The sequence below is a fragment of the Chitinophaga sancti genome (genome assembly GCF_034087045.1).
Lineage (GTDB): Bacteria > Bacteroidota > Bacteroidia > Chitinophagales > Chitinophagaceae > Chitinophaga > Chitinophaga sancti_B.
Window position 1 is genome coordinate 1,871,108 of record NZ_CP139247.1, and the last position, 20,413, is coordinate 1,891,520.

At 44.3% G+C, this 20,413-nt stretch carries 18 protein-coding genes and 1 pseudogene; 13 read left to right on the plus strand and 6 right to left on the minus strand.

Annotated elements, in window-relative coordinates:
• Positions 1 to 33: 33 nt before the first annotated feature.
• Together SIO70_RS07880 and SIO70_RS07885 are read right to left on the minus strand one after the other, a co-directional pair.
• A complete protein-coding gene (locus tag SIO70_RS07880) occupies positions 34 to 696 on the minus strand; it encodes a phosphatase PAP2 family protein (protein WP_320580392.1) in 663 nt (220 codons plus the stop codon).
• A 172-nt stretch (positions 697 to 868) separates the two neighbouring features.
• Positions 869 to 2,305, minus strand: coding sequence for an LptF/LptG family permease (locus SIO70_RS07885; protein WP_320580393.1), 1,437 nt, complete (start codon positions 2,303 to 2,305; stop codon positions 869 to 871).
• 224 nt (positions 2,306 to 2,529) lie between these two features.
• Here SIO70_RS07885 and SIO70_RS07890 point away from each other — a divergent pair, with 224 nt between their 5' ends.
• The gene (locus SIO70_RS07890) at positions 2,530 to 3,132 is read left to right on the plus strand and encodes a hypothetical protein (RefSeq protein ID WP_320580394.1); all 603 of its coding nucleotides are present in this window, start codon (positions 2,530 to 2,532) and stop codon (positions 3,130 to 3,132) included.
• Positions 3,133 to 3,143: 11 nt separating this feature from the next.
• Here SIO70_RS07890 and SIO70_RS07895 read toward each other — a convergent pair whose 3' ends face one another.
• Positions 3,144 to 3,524: an START-like domain-containing protein gene (locus tag SIO70_RS07895; protein ID WP_083730147.1), complete on the minus strand. Its 381-nt coding sequence runs from the start codon at positions 3,522 to 3,524 to the stop codon at positions 3,144 to 3,146.
• A 369-nt stretch (positions 3,525 to 3,893) separates the two neighbouring features.
• Between SIO70_RS07895 and SIO70_RS07900 the strand changes: the two genes are divergently transcribed.
• From SIO70_RS07900 to SIO70_RS07945, 10 genes and pseudogenes are all read left to right on the plus strand, one after another.
• Positions 3,894 to 4,763, plus strand: a complete 870-nt coding sequence (locus tag SIO70_RS07900) for an RNA polymerase sigma factor RpoD/SigA (RefSeq protein ID WP_072365353.1) — start codon at positions 3,894 to 3,896, stop codon at positions 4,761 to 4,763.
• 393 nt (positions 4,764 to 5,156) lie between these two features.
• Positions 5,157 to 6,482 (plus strand): signal recognition particle protein, encoded by a 1,326-nt coding sequence (gene ffh, locus SIO70_RS07905; RefSeq protein WP_320580395.1) that lies wholly within the window; start codon positions 5,157 to 5,159, stop codon positions 6,480 to 6,482.
• A gap of 168 nt (positions 6,483 to 6,650) precedes the next feature.
• A pseudogene (gene rpsP, locus SIO70_RS07910) lies at positions 6,651 to 6,902 on the plus strand (30S ribosomal protein S16); the annotation flags it as partial.
• A gap of 263 nt (positions 6,903 to 7,165) precedes the next feature.
• Positions 7,166 to 7,687, plus strand: a complete 522-nt coding sequence (gene rimM / locus SIO70_RS07915; RefSeq protein WP_320580396.1) for a ribosome maturation factor RimM — start codon at positions 7,166 to 7,168, stop codon at positions 7,685 to 7,687.
• A 12-nt stretch (positions 7,688 to 7,699) separates the two neighbouring features.
• A complete protein-coding gene (trmD, locus tag SIO70_RS07920; protein WP_320580397.1) occupies positions 7,700 to 8,380 on the plus strand; it encodes a tRNA (guanosine(37)-N1)-methyltransferase TrmD in 681 nt (226 codons plus the stop codon).
• Positions 8,381 to 8,632: 252 nt separating this feature from the next.
• Positions 8,633 to 8,983 carry a 50S ribosomal protein L19 gene (gene rplS, locus SIO70_RS07925; protein WP_083730152.1) on the plus strand — a complete coding sequence of 117 codons (351 nt, stop codon included), beginning with the start codon at positions 8,633 to 8,635 and terminating at the stop codon, positions 8,981 to 8,983.
• A 240-nt stretch (positions 8,984 to 9,223) separates the two neighbouring features.
• Complete coding sequence (locus SIO70_RS07930) at positions 9,224 to 9,460, plus strand: twin-arginine translocase TatA/TatE family subunit (RefSeq protein WP_116857021.1); 237 nt, start codon at positions 9,224 to 9,226, stop codon at positions 9,458 to 9,460.
• Between the two features lie 191 nt (positions 9,461 to 9,651).
• Positions 9,652 to 11,094 (plus strand): Asp-tRNA(Asn)/Glu-tRNA(Gln) amidotransferase subunit GatA, encoded by a 1,443-nt coding sequence (gene gatA / locus SIO70_RS07935; protein WP_320580398.1) that lies wholly within the window; start codon positions 9,652 to 9,654, stop codon positions 11,092 to 11,094.
• A gap of 14 nt (positions 11,095 to 11,108) precedes the next feature.
• Positions 11,109 to 12,428, plus strand: coding sequence for a lytic transglycosylase domain-containing protein (locus SIO70_RS07940; protein ID WP_320580399.1), 1,320 nt, complete (start codon positions 11,109 to 11,111; stop codon positions 12,426 to 12,428).
• Positions 12,429 to 12,668: 240 nt separating this feature from the next.
• A complete protein-coding gene (locus SIO70_RS07945; RefSeq protein WP_320580400.1) occupies positions 12,669 to 15,098 on the plus strand; it encodes a phosphocholine-specific phospholipase C in 2,430 nt (809 codons plus the stop codon).
• A gap of 105 nt (positions 15,099 to 15,203) precedes the next feature.
• Here the strand turns inward: SIO70_RS07945 and SIO70_RS07950 are convergent, their stop codons facing one another.
• Positions 15,204 to 17,465 (minus strand): GH92 family glycosyl hydrolase, encoded by a 2,262-nt coding sequence (locus SIO70_RS07950; protein WP_320580401.1) that lies wholly within the window; start codon positions 17,463 to 17,465, stop codon positions 15,204 to 15,206.
• Positions 17,466 to 17,626: 161 nt separating this feature from the next.
• Between SIO70_RS07950 and SIO70_RS07955 the strand changes: the two genes are divergently transcribed.
• Entirely contained in the window at positions 17,627 to 18,343 is a 717-nt protein-coding gene (locus tag SIO70_RS07955) for a 3-ketoacyl-ACP reductase (protein WP_320580402.1), read from the plus strand.
• A gap of 173 nt (positions 18,344 to 18,516) precedes the next feature.
• Here the strand turns inward: SIO70_RS07955 and SIO70_RS07960 are convergent, their stop codons facing one another.
• Together SIO70_RS07960 and SIO70_RS07965 are read right to left on the minus strand one after the other, a co-directional pair.
• On the minus strand, positions 18,517 to 19,527 hold the full coding sequence (locus tag SIO70_RS07960) for a phosphotransferase (RefSeq protein WP_320580403.1): 1,011 nt from the start codon (positions 19,525 to 19,527) through the stop codon (positions 18,517 to 18,519).
• Between the two features lie 4 nt (positions 19,528 to 19,531).
• Complete coding sequence (locus SIO70_RS07965) at positions 19,532 to 19,981, minus strand: MarR family winged helix-turn-helix transcriptional regulator (protein ID WP_320580404.1); 450 nt, start codon at positions 19,979 to 19,981, stop codon at positions 19,532 to 19,534.
• 189 nt (positions 19,982 to 20,170) lie between these two features.
• Here SIO70_RS07965 and SIO70_RS07970 point away from each other — a divergent pair, with 189 nt between their 5' ends.
• Positions 20,171 to 20,377, plus strand: a complete 207-nt coding sequence (locus SIO70_RS07970) for a hypothetical protein (RefSeq protein WP_320580405.1) — start codon at positions 20,171 to 20,173, stop codon at positions 20,375 to 20,377.
• Positions 20,378 to 20,413: the final 36 nt, after the last annotated feature.

A 20,413-nucleotide genomic window follows, 5' to 3' on the forward strand; every position in this document is an offset into this window, starting at 1 on the left:
TTCCTGATTAACAAATCAACAAAAATAACTAAATCAACTAAGACCTATAGCCGCTTCGGGAATAATTTCGGCAGGTGTATTCCCTTTTCTTTTATCGAATACCATGTAAAGCAGGATGCTGCTGCATGTACCGATAATACTTCCTACATACACATCGATAAAGAAGTGCTGCGCCAGGTAAATTCTGGACCAGGCAGCACAAAATGCCAGCATAATGAACACCAGTCCCATCAACTTATTACGGCTGATCAGGGAAAGGAAGCAAAACATGGCGAAGGCAGTCGTGGTATGACCGGAAGGGAAGCTGCATCCTCCGTGAACGGTTACCCATTTTACGGTATGAATGATGGCTGGATCTTCGAAGTATTTAATAGGTCTGGGAGCGTTGAAGTAATGTTTGGCAGTTTGTATCAGGATGGTTACCAGCAGCAGGATACAACCTGCATTGAGGAACATCCGGAATTTACGCAGGGCCAGGATCACCACCAGCATTATGGCAAAGGTGATACCGTCGCCGACATAGGTGAGCCAGGACATGACAACGTCTGCCCAGGGAGCGTGAAAGCTGTTGATAGCCAGAAATAATTCTTCATGCGTAAAGAAGAAAATTTGTAGGATAGCTCCTGTTACTACCCATAACAGGAATGGCACAAAGAACCATGCGTTCTTGCCGAACAGTGTAACAATCGTTTTCAATTTTCTTGAATTTTAACGTTGTAGGTATGCTAAGTAGTTGCTCGTTTTTAGTCCTGCGATTGGTCATGACATAGTATCCTCATGACATTTACGGGCATATGAATTTTCATATGCGCATTTCGTCAGCTGGCATTGGATACCTGTAGTTCGCAGGCCAAAATAGTGTAACTACTCAGGTTGTAGGTTTGAGAGTATTTCTTATAAAGAACTTTTTTATCCTGTTGAAGATCCTCACATAGAATTCTTTATTGAACAGGTTGGAGTCGTTCATGGCTTTCACGATCAGGAACACGGCGATGGGGATCAACACGATGTTTGACAACCACATGCCACTCCAGGTAGCCATTACGTCTTTACGGGCCATTTTCTCGCCCGTCATAAAGAATATATTGAAGATCACAAAGAATGCAACGGCAAAGATAAGTGGGGTACCCAGGCCACCCTTACGGATGATAGAGCCAAGGGGTGCACCGATCAGGAACATCACGATACAGGAGAAGGCCAGTGTAAATTTACGCTGCCATTCTACCTTGTGCAGGATCAGGGTATTGTGTTTATCCTGGAATTCCTTGGCAGGGCCTTCCAGGTTACTCTGACCATCACGAACACTTTGTTCTGTTCTCTCGAATACAAAACGACGGGCATCTTCAGGCACCAGGTCCTTGAAGTTCTTTGTTTTGATAGGAGGGGCGGTCGCCAGCCAACCGGTATCTTTCCATTGTCCGAACGGATAGCGGCTGGTAATATATACATTCACAGTACGGGTAAAGACTTTTTCCTGTTCCTTCAGTGAATCGATGGCTTTATCCAGTTGTCTCACATTCAGCATTTGCTGGTTAGAGGCGAAGAGGCCCATATCCAGGCGGCTAAAAGCAAAAGAGCTCAGGTCAAATGCTTTTTTATACTGGCTGAAGCCCAGTCTGATCAGGTCACCTGGCTGGTTGAAGTTGCGGTTGCCGCGTTCTTCATAGCGCCAGCCGTTTTCCAGGATAAAGTATAAGAAGCGTTTGTCGTTAGACAGTACCATTTCGCCTTTTTTGGCAAGGATCAGTTTGTCGCCGCCACCTGGGCTATGGTCGATGATCATGACCTGGTGGATAGTTTTGTTATCCTTTTCCTTGTTGGCTACTTTGATGGTATAGTCCGGAATATCTGTATAGAACACGCCAGCCTTGATATTGAAGGCGGGTTTGGAGTTTGTAATATCGTAGAGGAGTGATTTGGCGCGGAGGTTTGCCACCGGCATCACATAGTTGTTAAAGAGGAAAGCCAGCACAGCGATGATGGAACAGCAGTACAGTACGGGGCGCATGAAGCGCAGCAGGGAGATACCAGACGATTTGATGGCAACGAGTTCAAAGCTTTCGCCCAGGTTACCGAAGGTCATGATAGAAGACAGGAGTACTGCCAGCGGGAGTGCCAGGGATACCAGGTTAGCACTGGTATAAGTGATCAGTTCGATAATCACAGGTGTATCCAGTCCCTTTCCCACCAGGTCATCAATGTATTTCCAGAGGAATTGCATGATGAGCACGAACAAGGTGACAAAGAAGGTAGCCACGAAGGGGCCCAGAAAGGTCTTTATGATTAGCTTATCCAGTTTTTTCACTCCTGCTCTAACGTTAAGGTGCTGTTTATTAGTATTATTCTTTGGTTTATGCCTGTGCAGAAAAAAGGCATAAAAAACCTTTTCCCTGCTAAAATGACCGCTGTCTGTGTTGTTGCAATTGCATATAACTGTAAAGCGGGCATTTAGAATGGGCAAATTTAACATGATTTCCGATAGTCACGAATATCGGCGTTTAAAATAAGGTTAAATTTATCTTTGCACCTATGAACAAAGTAATCCTTACTGTTGAGGAACAGGCACTTGTGGCAAATCCTGACTGGATTTATCTGAAAAATAACATTTTGCAAAAGGTGATGAGCCTGCTGGGCGACCTGCATGTTGCCTTACAGGCAGCACTTCCCCTGCAGGAAATGTCGTTTCCTGGAGATGGAGGCGGTAAACTGAGCAAGGGAGAACGTTACAAAGATTTGCCTTATATCATGCTGGATTATCCACGCTACTTCAACCGTGAGGATATTTTTGCATTCCGGACCATGTTCTGGTGGGGACATTATTTTATCGCCACGCTGCATCTCGGCGGGGAGTTGAAACAGCGGTATTCTCAGACAATCATCGATGGCTGGCAGGCACTATCTGCTGCCCGGTTTCAGATCTATGTAAGAGAGGACGATCCCTGGCATCATGATTTTGAGAACGGGAATTTCATTTCTATATCAGCTTTGCCGGCATCGGAATTTGAAATGCTTATACACCGGCTTCCATTTATTAAGATCGCAAAGCCCTGGCCATTGGAGAGCTGGGAAGGACTAATACCTGGCGTAGTGGACGATTATACACTACTATTACAGTTATTGTGCGGCTTTTGAAACGGTTGGTGTTAGTTGCCAATACGGTGGAATAGGTCTTTTACCTGGTAATCCCATAGTTGGCTTTGGTCAGCTATTTCTTTTTTCTCTGCAAAATCCCTTACAATCAGGATTGTCTCGTTAGTTACTTCAGAAATGGTAATGCGAAATTCAAAGAATTCTTCTTTGGGCGCATGTTTCCAATGTAAACGAATAAACTCATCTTCTTCCTGTTCCAGTACCTCCGCTTCTTCAACAGATCCATTCCAGGAGAAGGAAAATACGTTGTCCCTGTAATCTACTTTATCCGCAAACCACTCCTGTAATCCAGCAGGTGTAGATAGGAATTCATATAAGATACTGGGTGAGCACCGTACGGGGTATTCCAACTCATATTGCACTTTCTTAGACATCGCTCAAAGTAATTAGTAAATCAATATCATCTGGCTGCAATTATAGAAAAATATTTATTCTGTCAAAATTATTTTGCGTTTTTTTTTAATAATTGCCCAAATCTTTTTACACTTTATAAATAACAATTCTATTATGAAAATTAACGATACATTAGCATTTCGCAGCACTTCTTTCACAGCAATTTACTGTCAGATGAGCATTTCAGCCATCTAATATGTACGTTGTGAATGGTGAAACGTTTTTGCTTAAAAATGATTCAACAAGTAACAATTTATTTTGGCTACTATCTAAAAAAACTTATTTTTGTCTGGCATTCATCAAAAAGGTAACGTTTTTTTCACCTGTAACTGTTCCGAGTCTTTATGTCAATGCGCCAACTCAAAATCACTAAGTCCATCACTAACCGTGAGTCCCAATCACTGGAAAAATACTTACAGGAAATTGGGAAAGTAGACTTAATCACGCCGGAGGAAGAAGTGAACCTGGCTATCCGCATTAAGCAAGGAGATCAGAGAGCACTGGAAAAGCTTACAAAGGCTAACCTGCGCTTCGTGGTATCTGTTGCCAAGCAATATCAGAACCAGGGTTTATCTCTCAGTGATCTGATTAATGAGGGCAACCTCGGTCTTATTAAGGCTGCACAGCGTTTCGATGAAACACGTGGTTTTAAATTTATTTCTTATGCCGTATGGTGGATTCGTCAATCTATCCTGCAGGCATTGGCAGAACAAAGCCGCATCGTTCGTTTGCCGCTTAATAAGGTAGGTCTGAGCAATAAGATCAGCAAAGCATACTCTCAACTCGAACAGGAATTTGAAAGAGAACCTTCACCAGACGAACTGGCTACTATTCTCGAAATCAATACGGAAGAAGTTGAAGCCACTTTAGGTGTTGCAGCACGTCACGTATCTATGGATGCGCCTTTCATCGACGGAGAAGACAATTCCCTGCTGGATGTACTGGCAAATCCAAATGCAAGCAGCGCAGATGAGGAACTGGATCACCACGATTCACTGCGTCGCGAAATAGAACGTTCTTTATCTACACTCACAGATCGTCAGAAAGATGTAATTATGCTATACTTTGGTATCGCAGTAGAACATCCGATGTCTCTGGAAGATATAGGGGAGAAGTTCGGTCTCACCCGCGAAAGGGTTCGCCAGATCAAAGATAAGGCGATCACCAAGCTGAGAACTACCAGCCGCAGCAAACTGCTGAGGAACTACCTGGGCAACTAAGTATAGATTTACGTTCATCATATTGAAAAAGGATAATACCGGTTGGTATTATCCTTTTTTTATTTCAGGCCGATATCGTTCGGCTTCGCTACTTCCTTAGCACTCTCAGGGAGATAAGCCGCCTATAAGCCGCCCATAACCCGCCTATAACCCGCCTATAACCCGCATTTATAAAGAGGCGGGTTATCTACGGCTTATGGGCGATTTACCTATGGGTTATTGTTATAATCGGGGCGAAGAACCCCTTTCTATTCCTCACCGGGGGCTACCTGGCCGGATAATCCTGTTTTGCCGAAGGCGGGAGGGGGATTATTAGATATTTCTTTTCGCTACCTTTTTATTATTTTTGCAACCCTTAAGCTATTTCCCGGCTTAATTAAAAATAGGTTTCTGATGTTTGAATCATTATCAGAGCGGCTCGACTCCGCCTTCAAGCAGTTGAAAGGTGAAGGCCGTATCAGTGAAATAAATATTGCCAGTACCGTAAAGGAAATCCGCCGTGCGCTGGTAGATGCTGACGTTAACTATAAAATCGCGAAAGACTTTACCGACAGGGTAAGGGAAAAAGCGCTGGGTGAAAAGGTACTTACTGCCATTTCTCCGGGTCAGCTCATGGTGAAAATCGTGAAAGACGAGTTGGCGGAACTGATGGGAGGGGCCGAAGTCGAACTGGATATCAAATCCAATCCTTCAGTTATCCTGATCGCAGGTCTGCAGGGTTCCGGTAAAACCACTTTCTCCGGTAAACTTGCTAACTTTCTCAAAACTAAAAAAGGTAAAAAGCCCCTGCTGGTAGCAGCTGACATCTACCGTCCTGCGGCGATCGATCAGCTGAAAGTACTGGGCGAGCAGATTGGTGTAGAAGTTTACAGTGAACCTGAGAACAAGGACGCTGTGAAAATTGCCCAGAATGCGATCGCACAGGCTAAGCAGAATGGTAATACTGTCGTGATCATCGATACCGCCGGTCGTCTGGCAGTCGATGAAGCCATGATGACTGAGGTAGCCAATGTAAAGGCTGCTGTAAAACCAAACGAAATCCTCTTTGTCGTGGACTCCATGACAGGTCAGGATGCCGTAAATACTGCCAAAGCCTTCAATGAACGCCTGGACTTCAGTGGAGTAGTACTCACAAAGCTGGATGGTGATACCCGTGGTGGTGCTGCATTAACTATCAAATACACAGTTGAGAAGCCCATCAAGTTTGTGAGCATGGGCGAAAAGCTGGATACCCTCGATGTGTTCTACCCTGAGCGTATGGCACAGCGTATTCTGGGTATGGGTGATATCACTACCCTGGTAGAACGCGCGCAGGCACAGTTCAACGAAGAGCAGGCGAAGAAGCTGGAAAAGAAGATTCGTCAGAACCAGTTTGATTTTGATGATTTCCGTGAGCAACTGAACCAGATTAAGAAAATGGGTAACCTGAAAGACCTGATGGGTATGATCCCAGGTATCGGTAAGGCTATCAAAGATATTGATATCAGTGATGACGCTTTCAAAGGTATAGAAGCTATTATCGGCTCTATGACCCCGTCAGAGCGTAGCAATCCAGACCTGATTGATGGCAGCCGCCGTCGCCGTATTGCGAAAGGCGCCGGTAAAGACATCCAGGATGTAAACCAGTTTATGAAACAATTTGAACAAATGCGCCAGATGATGAAACAAATGAATAAATTTGGTGCCGGAGGTAGAGGTCTGAGAGCAATGGGCAAATAAAAAAGCCAGCTTTAGGAGCGAAACCAGGTAAACTGGAAACAAAACTTTTTGCAGCAAAGGGAATTTTTAACAGAAAATATTTTGAACTAATTCTTTTTAAGATTACTTTTGCTGCCCCAATTGAATAATATTTTTTAACAACTCGCAAAAAAATAATTCGAATTATTTATGCCAGTCAAGATCAGATTACAACGTCATGGCGCTAAAAAGAGACCTTTTTATTTTATCGTAGTTGCCGATGCTCGCGCGCCAAGAGACGGTAAGTTCATTCAGAAGATCGGTACTTACAATCCACTGACAGTTCCTGCCTCTATCAACATTGATACTGAAAAGGCACTGCGTTGGTTACAGAAAGGTGCTCAGCCAACTGATACCGTTAGAAGAATCCTGTCTTTCAAAGGTGTGCTTTACCTGAAGCACCTGTTGAGGGGTGTAAAGCTGGGCCTGTTCGACGAGCCTACTGCTTTCCAGAAATTCGAACAATGGCAGGCTGAACACGAGCAGAAAGTTGCTGCACGTCGCGATAGCCACAAGAAAGCTAGAATCGCTACACCAATCGTGAGAAGAGTAGAAGACGCTTCTGCTCAACAGGAAGGTGGCGAAGCTTAATCAGGCTTTCAAATAAAATACTGAAAGGGAAATACTCAAGGGTATTTCCCTTTTTACTTATTAGTCGTCAGATAATGAATAATTACTTTAGCATAGGTAAACTGGTTTCTGTATTTGGATTACAGGGTGAGTTTATTCTGAAGCACAGCCTGGGCAAAAGGGCATCCCTGCAAGGGGTGGAAGCCATCTTCCTGGAAGAGCGTAAGAACAGCTTTATACCCTATTTCGTACAGAAAGCGAGTGTGAAGGACCATGAGCATACCTTTGTGAAGCTGGAAGGCATTGACACCAAGGAAGATGCCCGTAAGCTGGTACAAACGCCTGTTTACCTGGGAGAGGCAGATTTTAAGGCACAGGCAGCGTCGTCTGCTCCGCTGGCCATGCTGGGTTATGCCGTGCATGACAAAGAGCTGGGCGAACTGGGGGTGATAGAAGAAGTGATCGAAATGCCGATGCAGGTATTGCTGAAGATCATGTATAAGGAGAAAGAGGTACTGTTGCCATTGAATGAGCAATCGCTGGTAAAGGTGGATAAGAAAGGACAGATTGTGCATGTAGACCTGCCTGAAGGATTGCTGGATATTTACATGGATTAGAATTATTAACACATGAGGATCGATATTATTACCGTACAGCCAGGGTTGCTGGAAAGCCCCTTTTCGCACTCGATATTAAAACGGGCGCAGACAAAAGGATTGCTGGAAATACACACCCATAATCTCCGGGATTATTCTACCCAGAAGCAAAAGCAGGTAGATGATTATCAGTTCGGGGGAGGGGCAGGTATGGTGATGATGCTGGAGCCGGTAGTAAGGGCCATTGAGACCCTGCAGGAAAAGATCTCCTATGATGAGATCATTTATCTGACACCGGATGGCGAGACCCTGAACCAGGGGATTGCAAACCAATTGTCGCTGAAGGGAAACCTGCTGATGTTGTGTGGGCATTATAAAGGTATCGATGAGCGGATCCGTCAGCATTTCGTGACAAAGGAGATTTCTATTGGTGACTATGTACTATCCGGCGGCGAGTTGGCGGCAGCGGTACTGGTAGATGCGATAGGTCGACTGATTCCGGGAGTGTTGAATGATGAGCAATCTGCCTTGCTGGATTCATTCCAGGATAACCTGCTGGCGCCACCCGTATATACCCGTCCTGAGGAGTTCAGGGGCTGGAAGGTACCGGAAGTGCTGATGAGCGGAGATCATAAGAAGATTGATAACTGGCGGCATGAGATGGCCCTGGAAAGGACCAGGGATCGCAGGCCTGATTTGCTGGATAAGCACTAGAACAGGCAGGCTATTGGTTTATCTGCCCGTATTAAAGCCACCAGCAAGGAGTTTCACTCATTTATCCCTTCTTCGCATTTTGACTGCATTCGCAAAGCAAATTTTACCAGCAACTTCATCCATTAAAAAAGTTAAGCCAAAATTGAACTCATTTTCAATTAGTTAAAAAAATATTCCTTAATAAAAGGCACTGTTATTTGGAAGTTGTGGATTTCTCGATTACCTTTGCAGTCCGATAAATAAATTTGAAAGATGAACGCGATTTCTTTTGTTCACGAGCAACTGACAGGTAATACAAAAAAATACCCTAAGTTTAAAGCCGGTGACAATGTCACTGTAAACTATAAAATTGTTGAAGGTAACAAGGAAAGAATCCAGTCCTTCAAAGGTGATGTAATCAAAATCCAGGGTACTGGTTTTACTGCATCATTCACAGTAAGAAAGATCTCTGATGGAATTGGTGTAGAAAGAGTTTTCCCTCTGTTCTCTCCAAACATCGATGGTATCGTACTGAACAAAGTTGGTAAAGTAAGAAGAGCAAGACTGTTCTACCTGCGTGAACGCGCTGGTAAAGCTGCTCGTATTAAAGAAAAAAGGGTTTAGTATAAATACAGGGAAATTAGTGATAACGGGGACCATTCCGGTTCCCGTTTTTTTTGTCACTTCCCGATACCAGCAACCTCTACTCATGTTGATCTGACTACTGCAGGGAAAATATCCCTTGTTGACCCCGTCTGCCCACTCTTAAAATGGAATTAAAGTTTCTCTGATCTTCGAACGGTACAATTGAATCCCGGATTTTATTACCTATCTTTGTTAGCTTAACATTTTAAAACAGAGAAAATGACTGCCGTTATTGTAAAATCACCACTGTTATTGTTCCAGGATCTGGGTATGAGTGAACTGTTGCTGATCGCCCTGGTTGTATTACTGTTATTTGGCGGTAAGAAAATCCCTGAACTGATGCGCGGACTTGGTAAAGGTATCCGTGAGTTCAACGATGCCAAAAACAATGTACGTAAGGAGATCGAAGAGGGAATGAAGGAAACACCTTCTACTACAGATCAGAAAGGAGCTTAATTCCTTCCTGTACTTTATTGATTTAAATATTTCAAACAAAAGGAAAAGTCGTGTGCCTATGATAGTCATAGACTAGCATTTCCACGTCATAAAACCTGAAGTATGCCACAACCTGGACGCAACACTTTTTGTGTCCGGCTTACGAGTTTGACCTGATATTTTATTTTTTCAAGCAATTAACTGGTTTGGCTTTGTCTGAATTCAGCAGTATATCGGCTTTTCATGAAGCATTATACGCCGGCAGAACAACCTGTACGGAAGCGGTGCAATATTACCTTGACCGTATAGCAAAGACAAAACATCTGAATGCATACCTGGAGGTTTGGGAAGAGGAAGCTCTTCAAAAAGCAGCTGAGCTGGATGCCCGTCTACAAAACGGGGAAAAGCTGGGGTCGCTGGGGGGTGTTGTGATCGGGATTAAGGATGTGATCTGCTACAAAGGGCATAAAATAAGTGCGGCATCGAAGATGCTGGAAGGGTTTACATCTATGTATTCCGCCACCGCTATCGAAAGATTGCTGGAGGCAGATGCCATTTTGATAGGTAACCTCAATTGCGATGAGTTCGCAATGGGGTCTACTAATGAGAATTCGGCACATGGACCAGTACTCAATGCATTGGATATCACTCGTGTACCTGGTGGTTCATCAGGTGGTTCGGCGGTAGCGGTGCAGGCGGATCTGTGTATGGTAAGCCTGGGCAGCGATACCGGTGGTTCTGTACGTCAGCCAGCGGATTTCTGTGGAATAGTTGGCTTAAAACCGACTTATGGCAGGATCTCCCGCTACGGACTGATCGCTTATGCTTCCTCTTTTGATCAGATAGGCATCTTTGGCAGGAATGTTGCAGATGTGGCAGGTGTACTACAACAAATAGCAGGGCCCGACGCTTATGATAGTACGGCATCTTCAGAAGAAGTGCCTGATTATCAAACAAGGGAACACAATAAATCGTGGAAAATCGCGTATTTAAAGGACGCGATATTTCACCCTGGATTGGACCCTGAAATGAAGGAGGCGTACCAAAGCTTTTTTGAAGAACTGAATGCCTCAGGAAATTCAGTGTCAGCGGTGGATTTCGCCTATCTGGATTATGTAGTACCTGCTTATTATGTATTAACTACAGCAGAGGCTTCATCCAATCTTTCCCGTTTCGATGGGGTAAAATATGGACATAGGACACCGCTTCAGAATTTAGATTTAACAGATTTTTATAAGAAAAGCAGATCGGAAGGTTTCGGTATAGAAGTAAAACGACGTATCTTACTGGGCACTTTCGTGCTAAGCGCTGGATATTACGACGCTTACTTTACGAAAGCGCAGCAGGTGAGGAGACTGGTGGTCAACAAATTATCAGAAATCCTGTCAACTTATGATGCGATTTTGATGCCAACTGTGCCGTCGACAGCTTTTAAAATAGGGGAGAAAACAGATGACCCTATTGCCATGTACCTGGCAGATATCTATACGGTACTGGCAAACCTGGCCGGAGTTCCGGCAATTTCCGTACCTTTGCAGCGGCATTCAAATGGGATGCCTTATGGTGTACAGATCATCACAAAGAAATTTAGCGAAGCGAACCTGTTAAATATTGCAGAGACAATTATGCAATCAAAGCAGGTCACTCCTGTTTAAAATATAATATGTGTATGAGGAAAATCTTTTTACTACTGCTGTTACCAACTTTGGGTGCATGGCATTTTGAAGCGAATGGTGGCAACGGCATACCTAAGAAGGTGGTTACTCCCATAGGAGGCCCAGATACTACGGTATTGAACCACAAAGTTCGGTTACCCAAGGACACAATTGTTGTTCCTTCAGTAACCTCTCAGGTCGTGCGTCAAAACGCACAAAGCCTGCCGTCCAGCATCAGCAATCCAAAGGTCTATGAACAGATCAACAACAACATTGTAGCTGGATACATCAATAACTTTGCCAGCAGGTATAGCCAACATCTGCAGGTAATGATCTCCAGGGGTCAACCATACTTTGTGATGGTAGAAAAAATCTTTAGAGAACATGGTATTCCTGAAGAAATGAAATACCTGGCGGTTATTGAGTCTAGTTTTAACACCAACGCCCGTTCCCGTGTAGGGGCTGTAGGCGCCTGGCAGTTTATGTCAGGTACTGCACGCATCTTCGGTCTGAGCGTAGGTAAGAAAGTAGACGAACGTAAAGACTTCTACAAATCCACTGTAGCAGCGGCTAAGTTCCTCAATGAACTGTACAACCAGTTCGGTGATTGGTTACTTGTCGTAGCAGCTTACAACTGCGGTCCTGGTGGTGTACAACGCGCTATGGCTGCAAGTGGGCGCAGCGATTTCTGGGGCATGCAGTATTTTTTGCCTGCTGAATCCAGGAACCATGTGTACAAATTCATCGCGACCGGTTACATCCTCGATAGGTTCAATACCTTCTTCGGTGTGGGGAATGATGACAACAGTGATCATCCTGGCATAAGCACAATCAATGTTCCGGCTTCCTCAGTAGCCTACACTTCAACTGAACTGACAGAAGAAGAAATGTACAATACTGTAGAGTTCAACATTTCCGGCAAATACCGCCTTGATGCGATCGCTAAGAAACTGAATGTAGAACAGGCACAGCTGGAACACCTGAACCCTGATTTCGCAAGGATGATGTCAGGTCCAGATAATAGCTATGATCTGCGCATTCCAAAAGACAAAATGAAACAGTTCCAGGCAGAAAAAGAGGAGATCCTGAAAGAATCTCTGGCCCTGATGCTGGATGATAAAGCGACAGGTGTAGATAAGTCTAAGTTTCCACCGCCGGCTAAATTAGCGCCGACACCGGAAGCAAAAACAGCAGTAAAAACAACTCCTGCATCAAGAGCAAAAGCGCCGGTTGGTAAGAAGAAGGCACCAGCTGCGAAGAAAGCAGCAGGTAGTAAGAAAGCAACAGGTAATAAGAAACCGGCAGCTGCAAAGAAGACAACGCATAAGAAGTAAGATATTACAGCAATCAAAAGATATTGCAACAATAAAAAAGCCGCTCGTAACGAGCGGCTTTTTTATTGCCGGAACCAAAACAAAAAGGGAAGGCTTGCATAGCAAGCCTTCCCTTTTTGTTTTGGTTCCGGATTGATTCAGGATGGCGAAGCCATCCTGAATCAATCCGGTATTAAAAAAGTATGAATCTTTTCAATTCCACTTAGTAGTTTGTAATTTCTATAATAACTTGTCTAGCATATGGATACCAGGAGAGAATTTCTTAAAAAAGCCGCACTATTATCCGGCGGCGCCGGACTGGCGGGCGTATTGCCCCCTGCCATTCAAAGAGCATTGGCCATTGACCCTGCTCCCGGCACCACATATCTGGATGCTGAGCACATCGTGATACTTATGCAGGAGAACAGATCATTTGATCATTGCTATGGTACATTGCGAGGTGTGCGCGGCTTCAATGATCCACGCGCTATACAGTTGCCGAATAAAAATCTGGTATGGCTGCAATCGAACAAGGAAGGAGAAACCTATGCACCTTTCCGGCTGGATCTGAAAGATTCAAAAGCGACGTGGATGAGCAGCCTGCCACATAGTTGGGAGAACCAGGTAGATGCACGTAATGGTGGTAAGTATGATAAATGGCTGGATGTAAAACGCTCCGGCAATAAAGCATATGCACACCTGCCGATGACCATGGGGTATTATACAAGAGAAGATATTCCATTCTATTATTCACTGGCAGATGCTTTCACAATTTGCGACCAGAACTTCTGTTCCTCACTCACAGGTACAACGCCGAATCGTTTGTATTTCTGGAGTGGTACGATACGTAACCAGGAAGGGATTCCGGCAGTGCGTAACAATGAATGTGATTATCCTGAACCTGGTAGCTGGACCACGTATCCTGAAAGACTGGAAGATGCCGGTATTTCCTGGAAAGTGTACCAGAATGAACTGAGTGTGGGGGTAGGTTTAGATGGAGAGGAGGATGCATGGCTGGCGAATTTCACAGACAATCCATTGGAGTTCTTTACACAATATAAGCCGCAATTATCCGAAGCACATTTGCAACATGTGCAGAGAGAAATTGCACGTTTGGAAAAAGAGTTAGAAGATAAAGCACTGCCGCATGATGAGAGAGCTGATCGCGAAGAGAAACTGGCAGAATGGAAAAAACACCATGAACAGTACAATGCTGAGAAGTATGCTGCATTGTCGCAACGTGAAAAGAACCTGCATGACAAAGCTTTTGTAACGAATAAGAAAGACCCTGATTATCACAAACTCACCCCACTGCATTATCATGATGGCAATGTGGAAAGAGTGGTGAATGTACCCAAAGGAGATGTGCTATACCAGTTCCGCGAAGATGTGAAAACAGGGCAGTTACCGACTGTATCATGGCTGGTAGCACCTGAAGCCTTCTCTGATCATCCTGGTTCACCATGGTATGGTGCGTGGTATATTTCGGAAGTAATGGATATACTCACACAGAATCCGGAAGTGTGGAAGAAGACGGTGTTCATCTTAGCATATGATGAAAATGATGGCGACTTTGACCATGTGCCACCATTTGTACCTCCCCATGGAGAGGGCCATGGGAAGGCGTCTAAAGGGATTGATCTGGCAGCGGAATTCGTAACACGTGAGCAGGAGATGAAGAAGAAAGGTTGGGAAGAGGAAGATATACGCGAGAGTGTTATTGGATTAGGTTATCGTGTACCATTAGTCATCGCATCGCCCTGGAGTAGAGGAGGGGTGGTGAATTCACAGGTATTTGATCATACTTCTACCTTACAGTTCCTGGAGAAATTCCTGGAGCATAAGACGGGCAAGAAAGTGATAGAAACGAATATCAGTACATGGAGACGTACGGTGTGTGGGGATTTGAGTTCTGTGTTCCAACCATTTACCGGAGATAAGCCGACGGAGCTGAAGCCGATTGTGAGGGATGAATATATTCAAACGATTCACATGGCGAAGTTCAAAGAGATTCCTGCAGGGTTTAAGTTATTGTCAAAAGATGAAATTGCAGCTATCAATGCAGATCCTGCGAATGCACCATATATGGCGAGGCAGGAAAAGGGAACAAAGCCGTCTTCTGCATTACCGTATGATTTGCATGTAGAGGGGATGTTGAGTAAAGATAAAAAGCATTTTGAAATCAGCTTTGGCAGTGGCAAAGGGATTGGTGCGCCATTCAATGTATATGCGCATGACATTGCAAAGAATTGGGCATATACGGTTGCAGCAGGAGATACTTTGAAGGATGAGTGGCCGTTGACGCAGTTTGAAAATGGAGGGTATTATTTGAGTGTGTATGGGCCGAATGGTTTCTTAAGGGAGTTCAGAGGGAACAGTAAAGATCCGCAGGTGGAATGTGTGTGTAAGTATGAGGTGAATGCGAGGATGGCGAAGATAGTGTTTCATTTGAATAATCTGGATAGTAGGAACCACACGGTCTTTGTGAAGGATAATGGTTATAAAAGAGGAGAACAGCAGGAGTTGATGTTGGAGACAAAGGCAAAGAAACAGGTGATGTTTGCTTTATCAGATCATGGTGGTTGGTATGATTTCAGTGTGATGGTGGATGGTTGTGCAAGGAGGTATGCAGGCAGGGTGGAAACAGGAGCAATGAGTATTACAGACCCGGTAATGGGGCGCACGATATAAAATGAAATATGTGCTGAATTCTACATGGTGGCAGAGCCACCATGTAGAATTCAGCACAGCCCGAACAAAAGCGTCCTCCTGCGGAGGACGCTTTTGTTCGGGCTGTTATTTGCCATATTGAGTTAAGGAGAATGGTCTATCGGCTATGGCAATACCACGAGACCTCTCTGGTTGATCGGACATTTCTAAATGTAAGATGCCGCCATTAGTAATAATGGTATGAGATAACCAATCTTTCGTCAACACCTGTCCATTCAGCGTAGCCGATTTGATATACACATTCTTCATACTATTATTATTCGCCTCTATCACAAACTGCTTCCCATTCTCTAAAGTGATGGTGGTTTTATTAAACACCGGACTACCTATCACATACTGATCCGTTCCCGGGCACACACTATAAAACCCTAATGCACTCAACACATACCATGAAGAGGTCTGTCCCTGATCCTCATCTCCCGGATATCCATTCTCCGTCGCATTATACAACTTCTCCATCACAGCTCTCGCCCAATACTGCGCCTTCCACGGCTGCCCTGCATAGTTATACAAATAGACCATGTGCTGTATGGGCTGATTGCCATGTGCATACTGCCCCATATTCGCCATTACCATCTCCGTCATCTCATGTATCGGCCCACCATAAGTCCCTACTTTATAATTATTAGGAGAAGCAAACACCGCATCCAGCTTATGCACAAAATTACTATCACCCCCCATCAGGTTGATCAATCCCTGTATATCATGAAATACTGACCATTGCCAATGCCATGCATTCCCCTCGGTAAACGGGCCTCCCCATTCGATCGGATCAAAATCTGCTTTGAAACTGCCATCCGCCTCTCTTCCTCTCATAAACCCTGTCACACTATCCCACACATTTTTATAGTTGTACATCTGCCTGCTAAACACACCTTCACAAAATGTATTACCTGTTTCCTTCGCCAGGGTATACCCGCAGAAATCATCATATGCATATTCCAGTGTTTTGGCAGTCGCTTCTCTCACACCAGGATAAGGTACATATCCTAAAGTATAATACTCTTTCCAGCCATCACGGCCATTCGCCGGTCCCCATGGACCTTTGTTCGTCGCCTCATGCAAATAAGCTTTCAATGCTTTTTGCGGATCAAAAGTATGCAGTCCTTTCACCCATGCATCTGCCAATAAAGAGATCGCATGATTTCCGATCATACTTCCACCTTCACCAGGAAAAGACCATGAAGGTAACCAGCCACATTGATCATATGCATCCAGCAATGCTGCTACATAACGACCATGCATAGTGGGATGCAGCAACGCATTGAGCGGAAACTGGGCACGGAAGGTATCCCAGAACCCAGTATCTGTATACAGGTAACCTGCATGCACTTTATCATCATATGGGCTATAGTAATAAGGTAATCCATCCTTATCATATTCAAAGAACTGGCGGGAGAATAAACTGGCTCTGAAAAAGCAGGAATAGAAGGTGGCTTTTTGTGCAGGTGTACCGCCTTCGACCTTTACCTTACCCAGATAGTCGTTCCATACTTTCCATGCAGCAGCCTTTGTCTGATCAAAGGACGCAAAGTTACCCAATTCTCTTTGCAGGTTCAGTTCAGCCTGATCCTGGCTGATATAACTGCTGGCAACTTTTACCTGTACAACAGCACCTTTTTTGAATTTTATATATGCGTTTTTACCACTGAGTGTATCGGCAGTGATGGTGCCTGTCTTACTATCCCACACACCAAACGCAGTGAATGGCTGATCGAATTGTAATACAAAATAGCTACGCAGCTCTCTGGATAACTGCTGGCCGTTGTTAATATACCCGATGACTTTTCTTTCGGCAGGAATGATCTTTACATTACTGATACGGGTATATCCATCCAGCACTACCCATGCATCGCCGGAGCGGGGAAATGTAAACCGCAGGTGTGCTCCTCTTTCTGAAGGTGCAATTTCTGTAGTGATTTTGTTGTCGAGCGTAACCTTGTAATAGTTGGGTTTCGCAATTTCATTTTTGTGGCTGAATCGTGCCGCACGCTGAAACTGGTTTACGGCCAGTGTGCCGGTAACGGGCATGAGCGAGAATACACAATAGTCATTAGACCATGAGCTACATTGATGGGCTTGTTGAAACCCGCGAATGCTGTCTTTTTCGTACTGGTATTTCCAGCCATCACCATTTTTACCTGTTTGTGGTGTCCAGGTATGCATTCCAAATGGAAGGGCAGTGGTGGGATAGGTGTTGCCTCTGGTGAGGGTGAAACTGGAATTGGTACCTTGAAGGGTATTTACGTACCTGACCAGGTCAGTAGTGTCAGCAAATAGGGACTGGCAGTACAAAAGACTGCACAGCATGAGACCTTTTCTAAGCATGATTGTGGATATTTTAGCAGGGGTGAAAGTAAATAAAAATAATTCATAGGTCAATGTTTTTGGTTAGCGGGCAAAGGCGAAAAAATCGCTTCAGCCTTCGGCTGAAGCGATTTTTTCGTGTGGGTGAGCTTATATTTGCAACAATAAAAATCAGCTAACTTATGGAATCATTAAAAGGTAAAAATGCGTTGATCACAGGCGCAGGTAAGGGGATCGGGAAGGCAGTGGCTCAACAGTTGGCAGCAGAAGGTGTGAACCTGGCACTAATTGCACGTACAGAAAAAGATTTACAGTCAGTTGCTGCTGAACTGGCAGGTACAGGTGTAAAGATTGTATATGCTACGGCTGACGTAGCAGACAGACAGGCAGTAGAAACTGCGATTGCTAAACTGACTGCAGAACTGGGTACGATCGATATACTGATCAACAACGCCGGTGTGGGTAAGTTTGGTAAATTCCTGGATCTGTCACCAGAAGAGTGGGAGAATATTGTGAAGGTAAACCTGTTCGGTGCTTACTACACTGTACGCGCGGTTTTGCCTGGTATGCTGTCCCGCCAGACAGGAGATATCGTAAATATCTCTTCTACAGCTGGTAAGAATGGGGCTGCAGTGACCAGTGCTTACAGCGCATCGAAGTTTGGTTTGATTGGTATGTCTGAATCACTGATGCAGGAAGTGCGTAAGTCTAACATCCGTGTGACGACGTTAACACCCAGCACTATTGCAACTGATATGGCGATTGATCTGAAACTGACTGATGGTAATCCTGAGAAGGTGATGCAGGCAGAAGATTTTGCGGAGTTGATTGTAAGTCAGCTGAAGCTGAACAGGAGAGTGTTTGTGAAGGAGGCGGGTATCTGGTCTACAAATCCGTGATAAAAAATATGGCATTTGGCCGGCCGCAGGCCATAAGCGACCAAATAAAAGAGAGTGTATCAAAAATTAATAAACCTCCTCAGAAGTGCTTAAAGGACTACCTATCTCCATTGGGTATCCGAATAAAACGGGGCCGTATCTTAAGTAAGACACGGCCCCGTTTATTTGCAGTTTTAATTTAATAAAGAAAGCGCCTGTTCAAATGCTGGGCGTTTCATTTCAGTTAATGCCTCCTGCATCAGCATCTTCCCATACAATATCTTTCCTTTATAGCTTCCTAAGTTCACCTCTCCCTTACTCATCATCTTTTTCACTTCGAGTAACGTAGGTACTTTCATATCCTGATCATGTGTCTCCTTCATTTCCGCTGCCATTCTTAAGAAGATCGTACCATAATACAGGAACACTACTTGTCTCATCAGGTAGAACTTTGCCTTTTGCAACGCAGTAGGCGTCTCCCCAAAATAAGCAGTCAGGAATGTATCGATATGCTGTTCATTTGCTGCAAAATACAAGGCCACTATTGCCAGATCTACATATCGGTCATTTTTAAAACTCGCTTCCCAGTCGATGAGCCAGATCCTTTCTCCATCAAAAAGTATATTAGCAGGATTCAGGTCATTGTGTGAAGACACGAGTTCTTCGTTGATGGGATAAATACTTTTTATCTGGTCAAAGTGTGCGAAATGCTCTGCAGTGGCACTTTCCGGAAACATATTCATTTCCAGAAAACGATCCCTGAAATGCGTCATCCCCTCGAGAAAATTGATCAATGGCGGAAAGAGTGGGAGGGCATGAATCGCCTTTACCTTTTCAGCAATGCTTTTCAGCTGCACATCTTTTTCCGGCAGACCTACCCATATAGGAGGTCCTGCAATAAACCGGCAAATGGACACCGCAGCATTTGCATCAGCATATAATACGGCTGGTGCAATACCAGCATCCGCCGCAGCACGCAGACAGGCGTATTCACGTGCAGGGTCAATCAGTTCATTGATGGCCATAACAAGCCTTAAGATATAGGCCTGCCCGTTTACCTGGATCTTATACACTAAAGCGGGCGATAGTCCCCTTGTCATGAGTTCAATGGCTTCTACAGTGGATGTTCCAAAGGTTTGCTGCAGGGCAGTTTCTACCGCCTTCAGCTTGTGCGGGGGCAAAATGGAAAGTAAGGAGTTGTGCATACAATTAAATAATGTTGCCGCCAAGTTCTGTGAGCATGTCAGAAAAAGCATCCAGTTTTTTGGCTTTGGCAGTGGTGATGGTATCTGTAGAGAAAATGTCCTGGGCTACAACTTCGGCAGAAGCAAGGGCTTCTTCAAAGATCTGTTTACCTATGTCGGTCAAACCTACATAACTAACACGGGCATCTCTTTCATAAGCCTCCCGCTGTACAAGACCTATTTTCTCTAAGGGTATCAGCATGCGGGTAACGCCGGAGGCAGTAAAACCTACTTTCTCGGCAAGGTCCACACGGCGAAGCTTTTGCCCCGGTGCTTCGTGTAATATCAAAAGGATGGCAAAGTCGGTATAGCCAATTCCATGGCCGGATAGCCGGGTTTCTAATCTTCTGGAAAGAATCACATGGGCCTTCGAGAGGTTGAGTATGAGCTTTAATGATGGACTAATGGTAGTCATAGTATTTAGTTGTAAAATACTTGATATGTCAAGTATTTTGTGAAGATAGAGGATTCTCTTTTAAAAACAAAATCCTCCACAACGGTCAGCATTAAACTTTGATCAGGACCAGCGATTTGATAATAAATTCAGGGGTTTAGTGCACGATTGAAGGATAGCAGGATCTCTGTGGGTATAAAGGTTGTCTTTGTGACACTTATATTATATATTTATCCTAAACTATTATGCAATGAATTTCCGTTATGTATTACTGGTCATGGTGGTGAGCACCGTACCCACGTTACTTTATGGTGTATGTTCCAATCTCCGTTTATGATGAGAGGAAATATGCCGGAGAATATAGATATTATTAATAAATTACTGATTAATAAGAAAGTACTGGATATTCAGTTATAAAAGGAGCTGGCAGGCTAAAGATCTATGGAAAAGAAC

Bases quoted from the DNA above. Each gene is read 5' to 3' on its own strand.
- SIO70_RS07890 (WP_320580394.1), top strand. From the start codon at position 2,530: ATGAACAAAGTAATCCTTACTGTTGAGGAACAGGCACTTGTGGCAAAT.
- SIO70_RS07895 (WP_083730147.1), bottom strand. From the start codon at position 3,524: ATGTCTAAGAAAGTGCAATATGAGTTGGAATACCCCGTACGGTGCTCA.
- SIO70_RS07900 (WP_072365353.1), top strand. From the start codon at position 3,894: ATGCGCCAACTCAAAATCACTAAGTCCATCACTAACCGTGAGTCCCAA.
- ffh (WP_320580395.1), top strand. From the start codon at position 5,157: ATGTTTGAATCATTATCAGAGCGGCTCGACTCCGCCTTCAAGCAGTTG.
- rimM (WP_320580396.1), top strand. From the start codon at position 7,166: ATGAATAATTACTTTAGCATAGGTAAACTGGTTTCTGTATTTGGATTA.
- trmD (WP_320580397.1), top strand. From the start codon at position 7,700: ATGAGGATCGATATTATTACCGTACAGCCAGGGTTGCTGGAAAGCCCC.
- rplS (WP_083730152.1), top strand. From the start codon at position 8,633: ATGAACGCGATTTCTTTTGTTCACGAGCAACTGACAGGTAATACAAAA.
- SIO70_RS07930 (WP_116857021.1), top strand. From the start codon at position 9,224: ATGACTGCCGTTATTGTAAAATCACCACTGTTATTGTTCCAGGATCTG.
- SIO70_RS07940 (WP_320580399.1), top strand. From the start codon at position 11,109: ATGAGGAAAATCTTTTTACTACTGCTGTTACCAACTTTGGGTGCATGG.
- SIO70_RS07945 (WP_320580400.1), top strand. From the start codon at position 12,669: ATGGATACCAGGAGAGAATTTCTTAAAAAAGCCGCACTATTATCCGGC.
- SIO70_RS07950 (WP_320580401.1), bottom strand. From the start codon at position 17,465: ATGCTTAGAAAAGGTCTCATGCTGTGCAGTCTTTTGTACTGCCAGTCC.
- SIO70_RS07955 (WP_320580402.1), top strand. From the start codon at position 17,627: ATGGAATCATTAAAAGGTAAAAATGCGTTGATCACAGGCGCAGGTAAG.
- SIO70_RS07960 (WP_320580403.1), bottom strand. From the start codon at position 19,527: ATGCACAACTCCTTACTTTCCATTTTGCCCCCGCACAAGCTGAAGGCG.
- SIO70_RS07965 (WP_320580404.1), bottom strand. From the start codon at position 19,981: ATGACTACCATTAGTCCATCATTAAAGCTCATACTCAACCTCTCGAAG.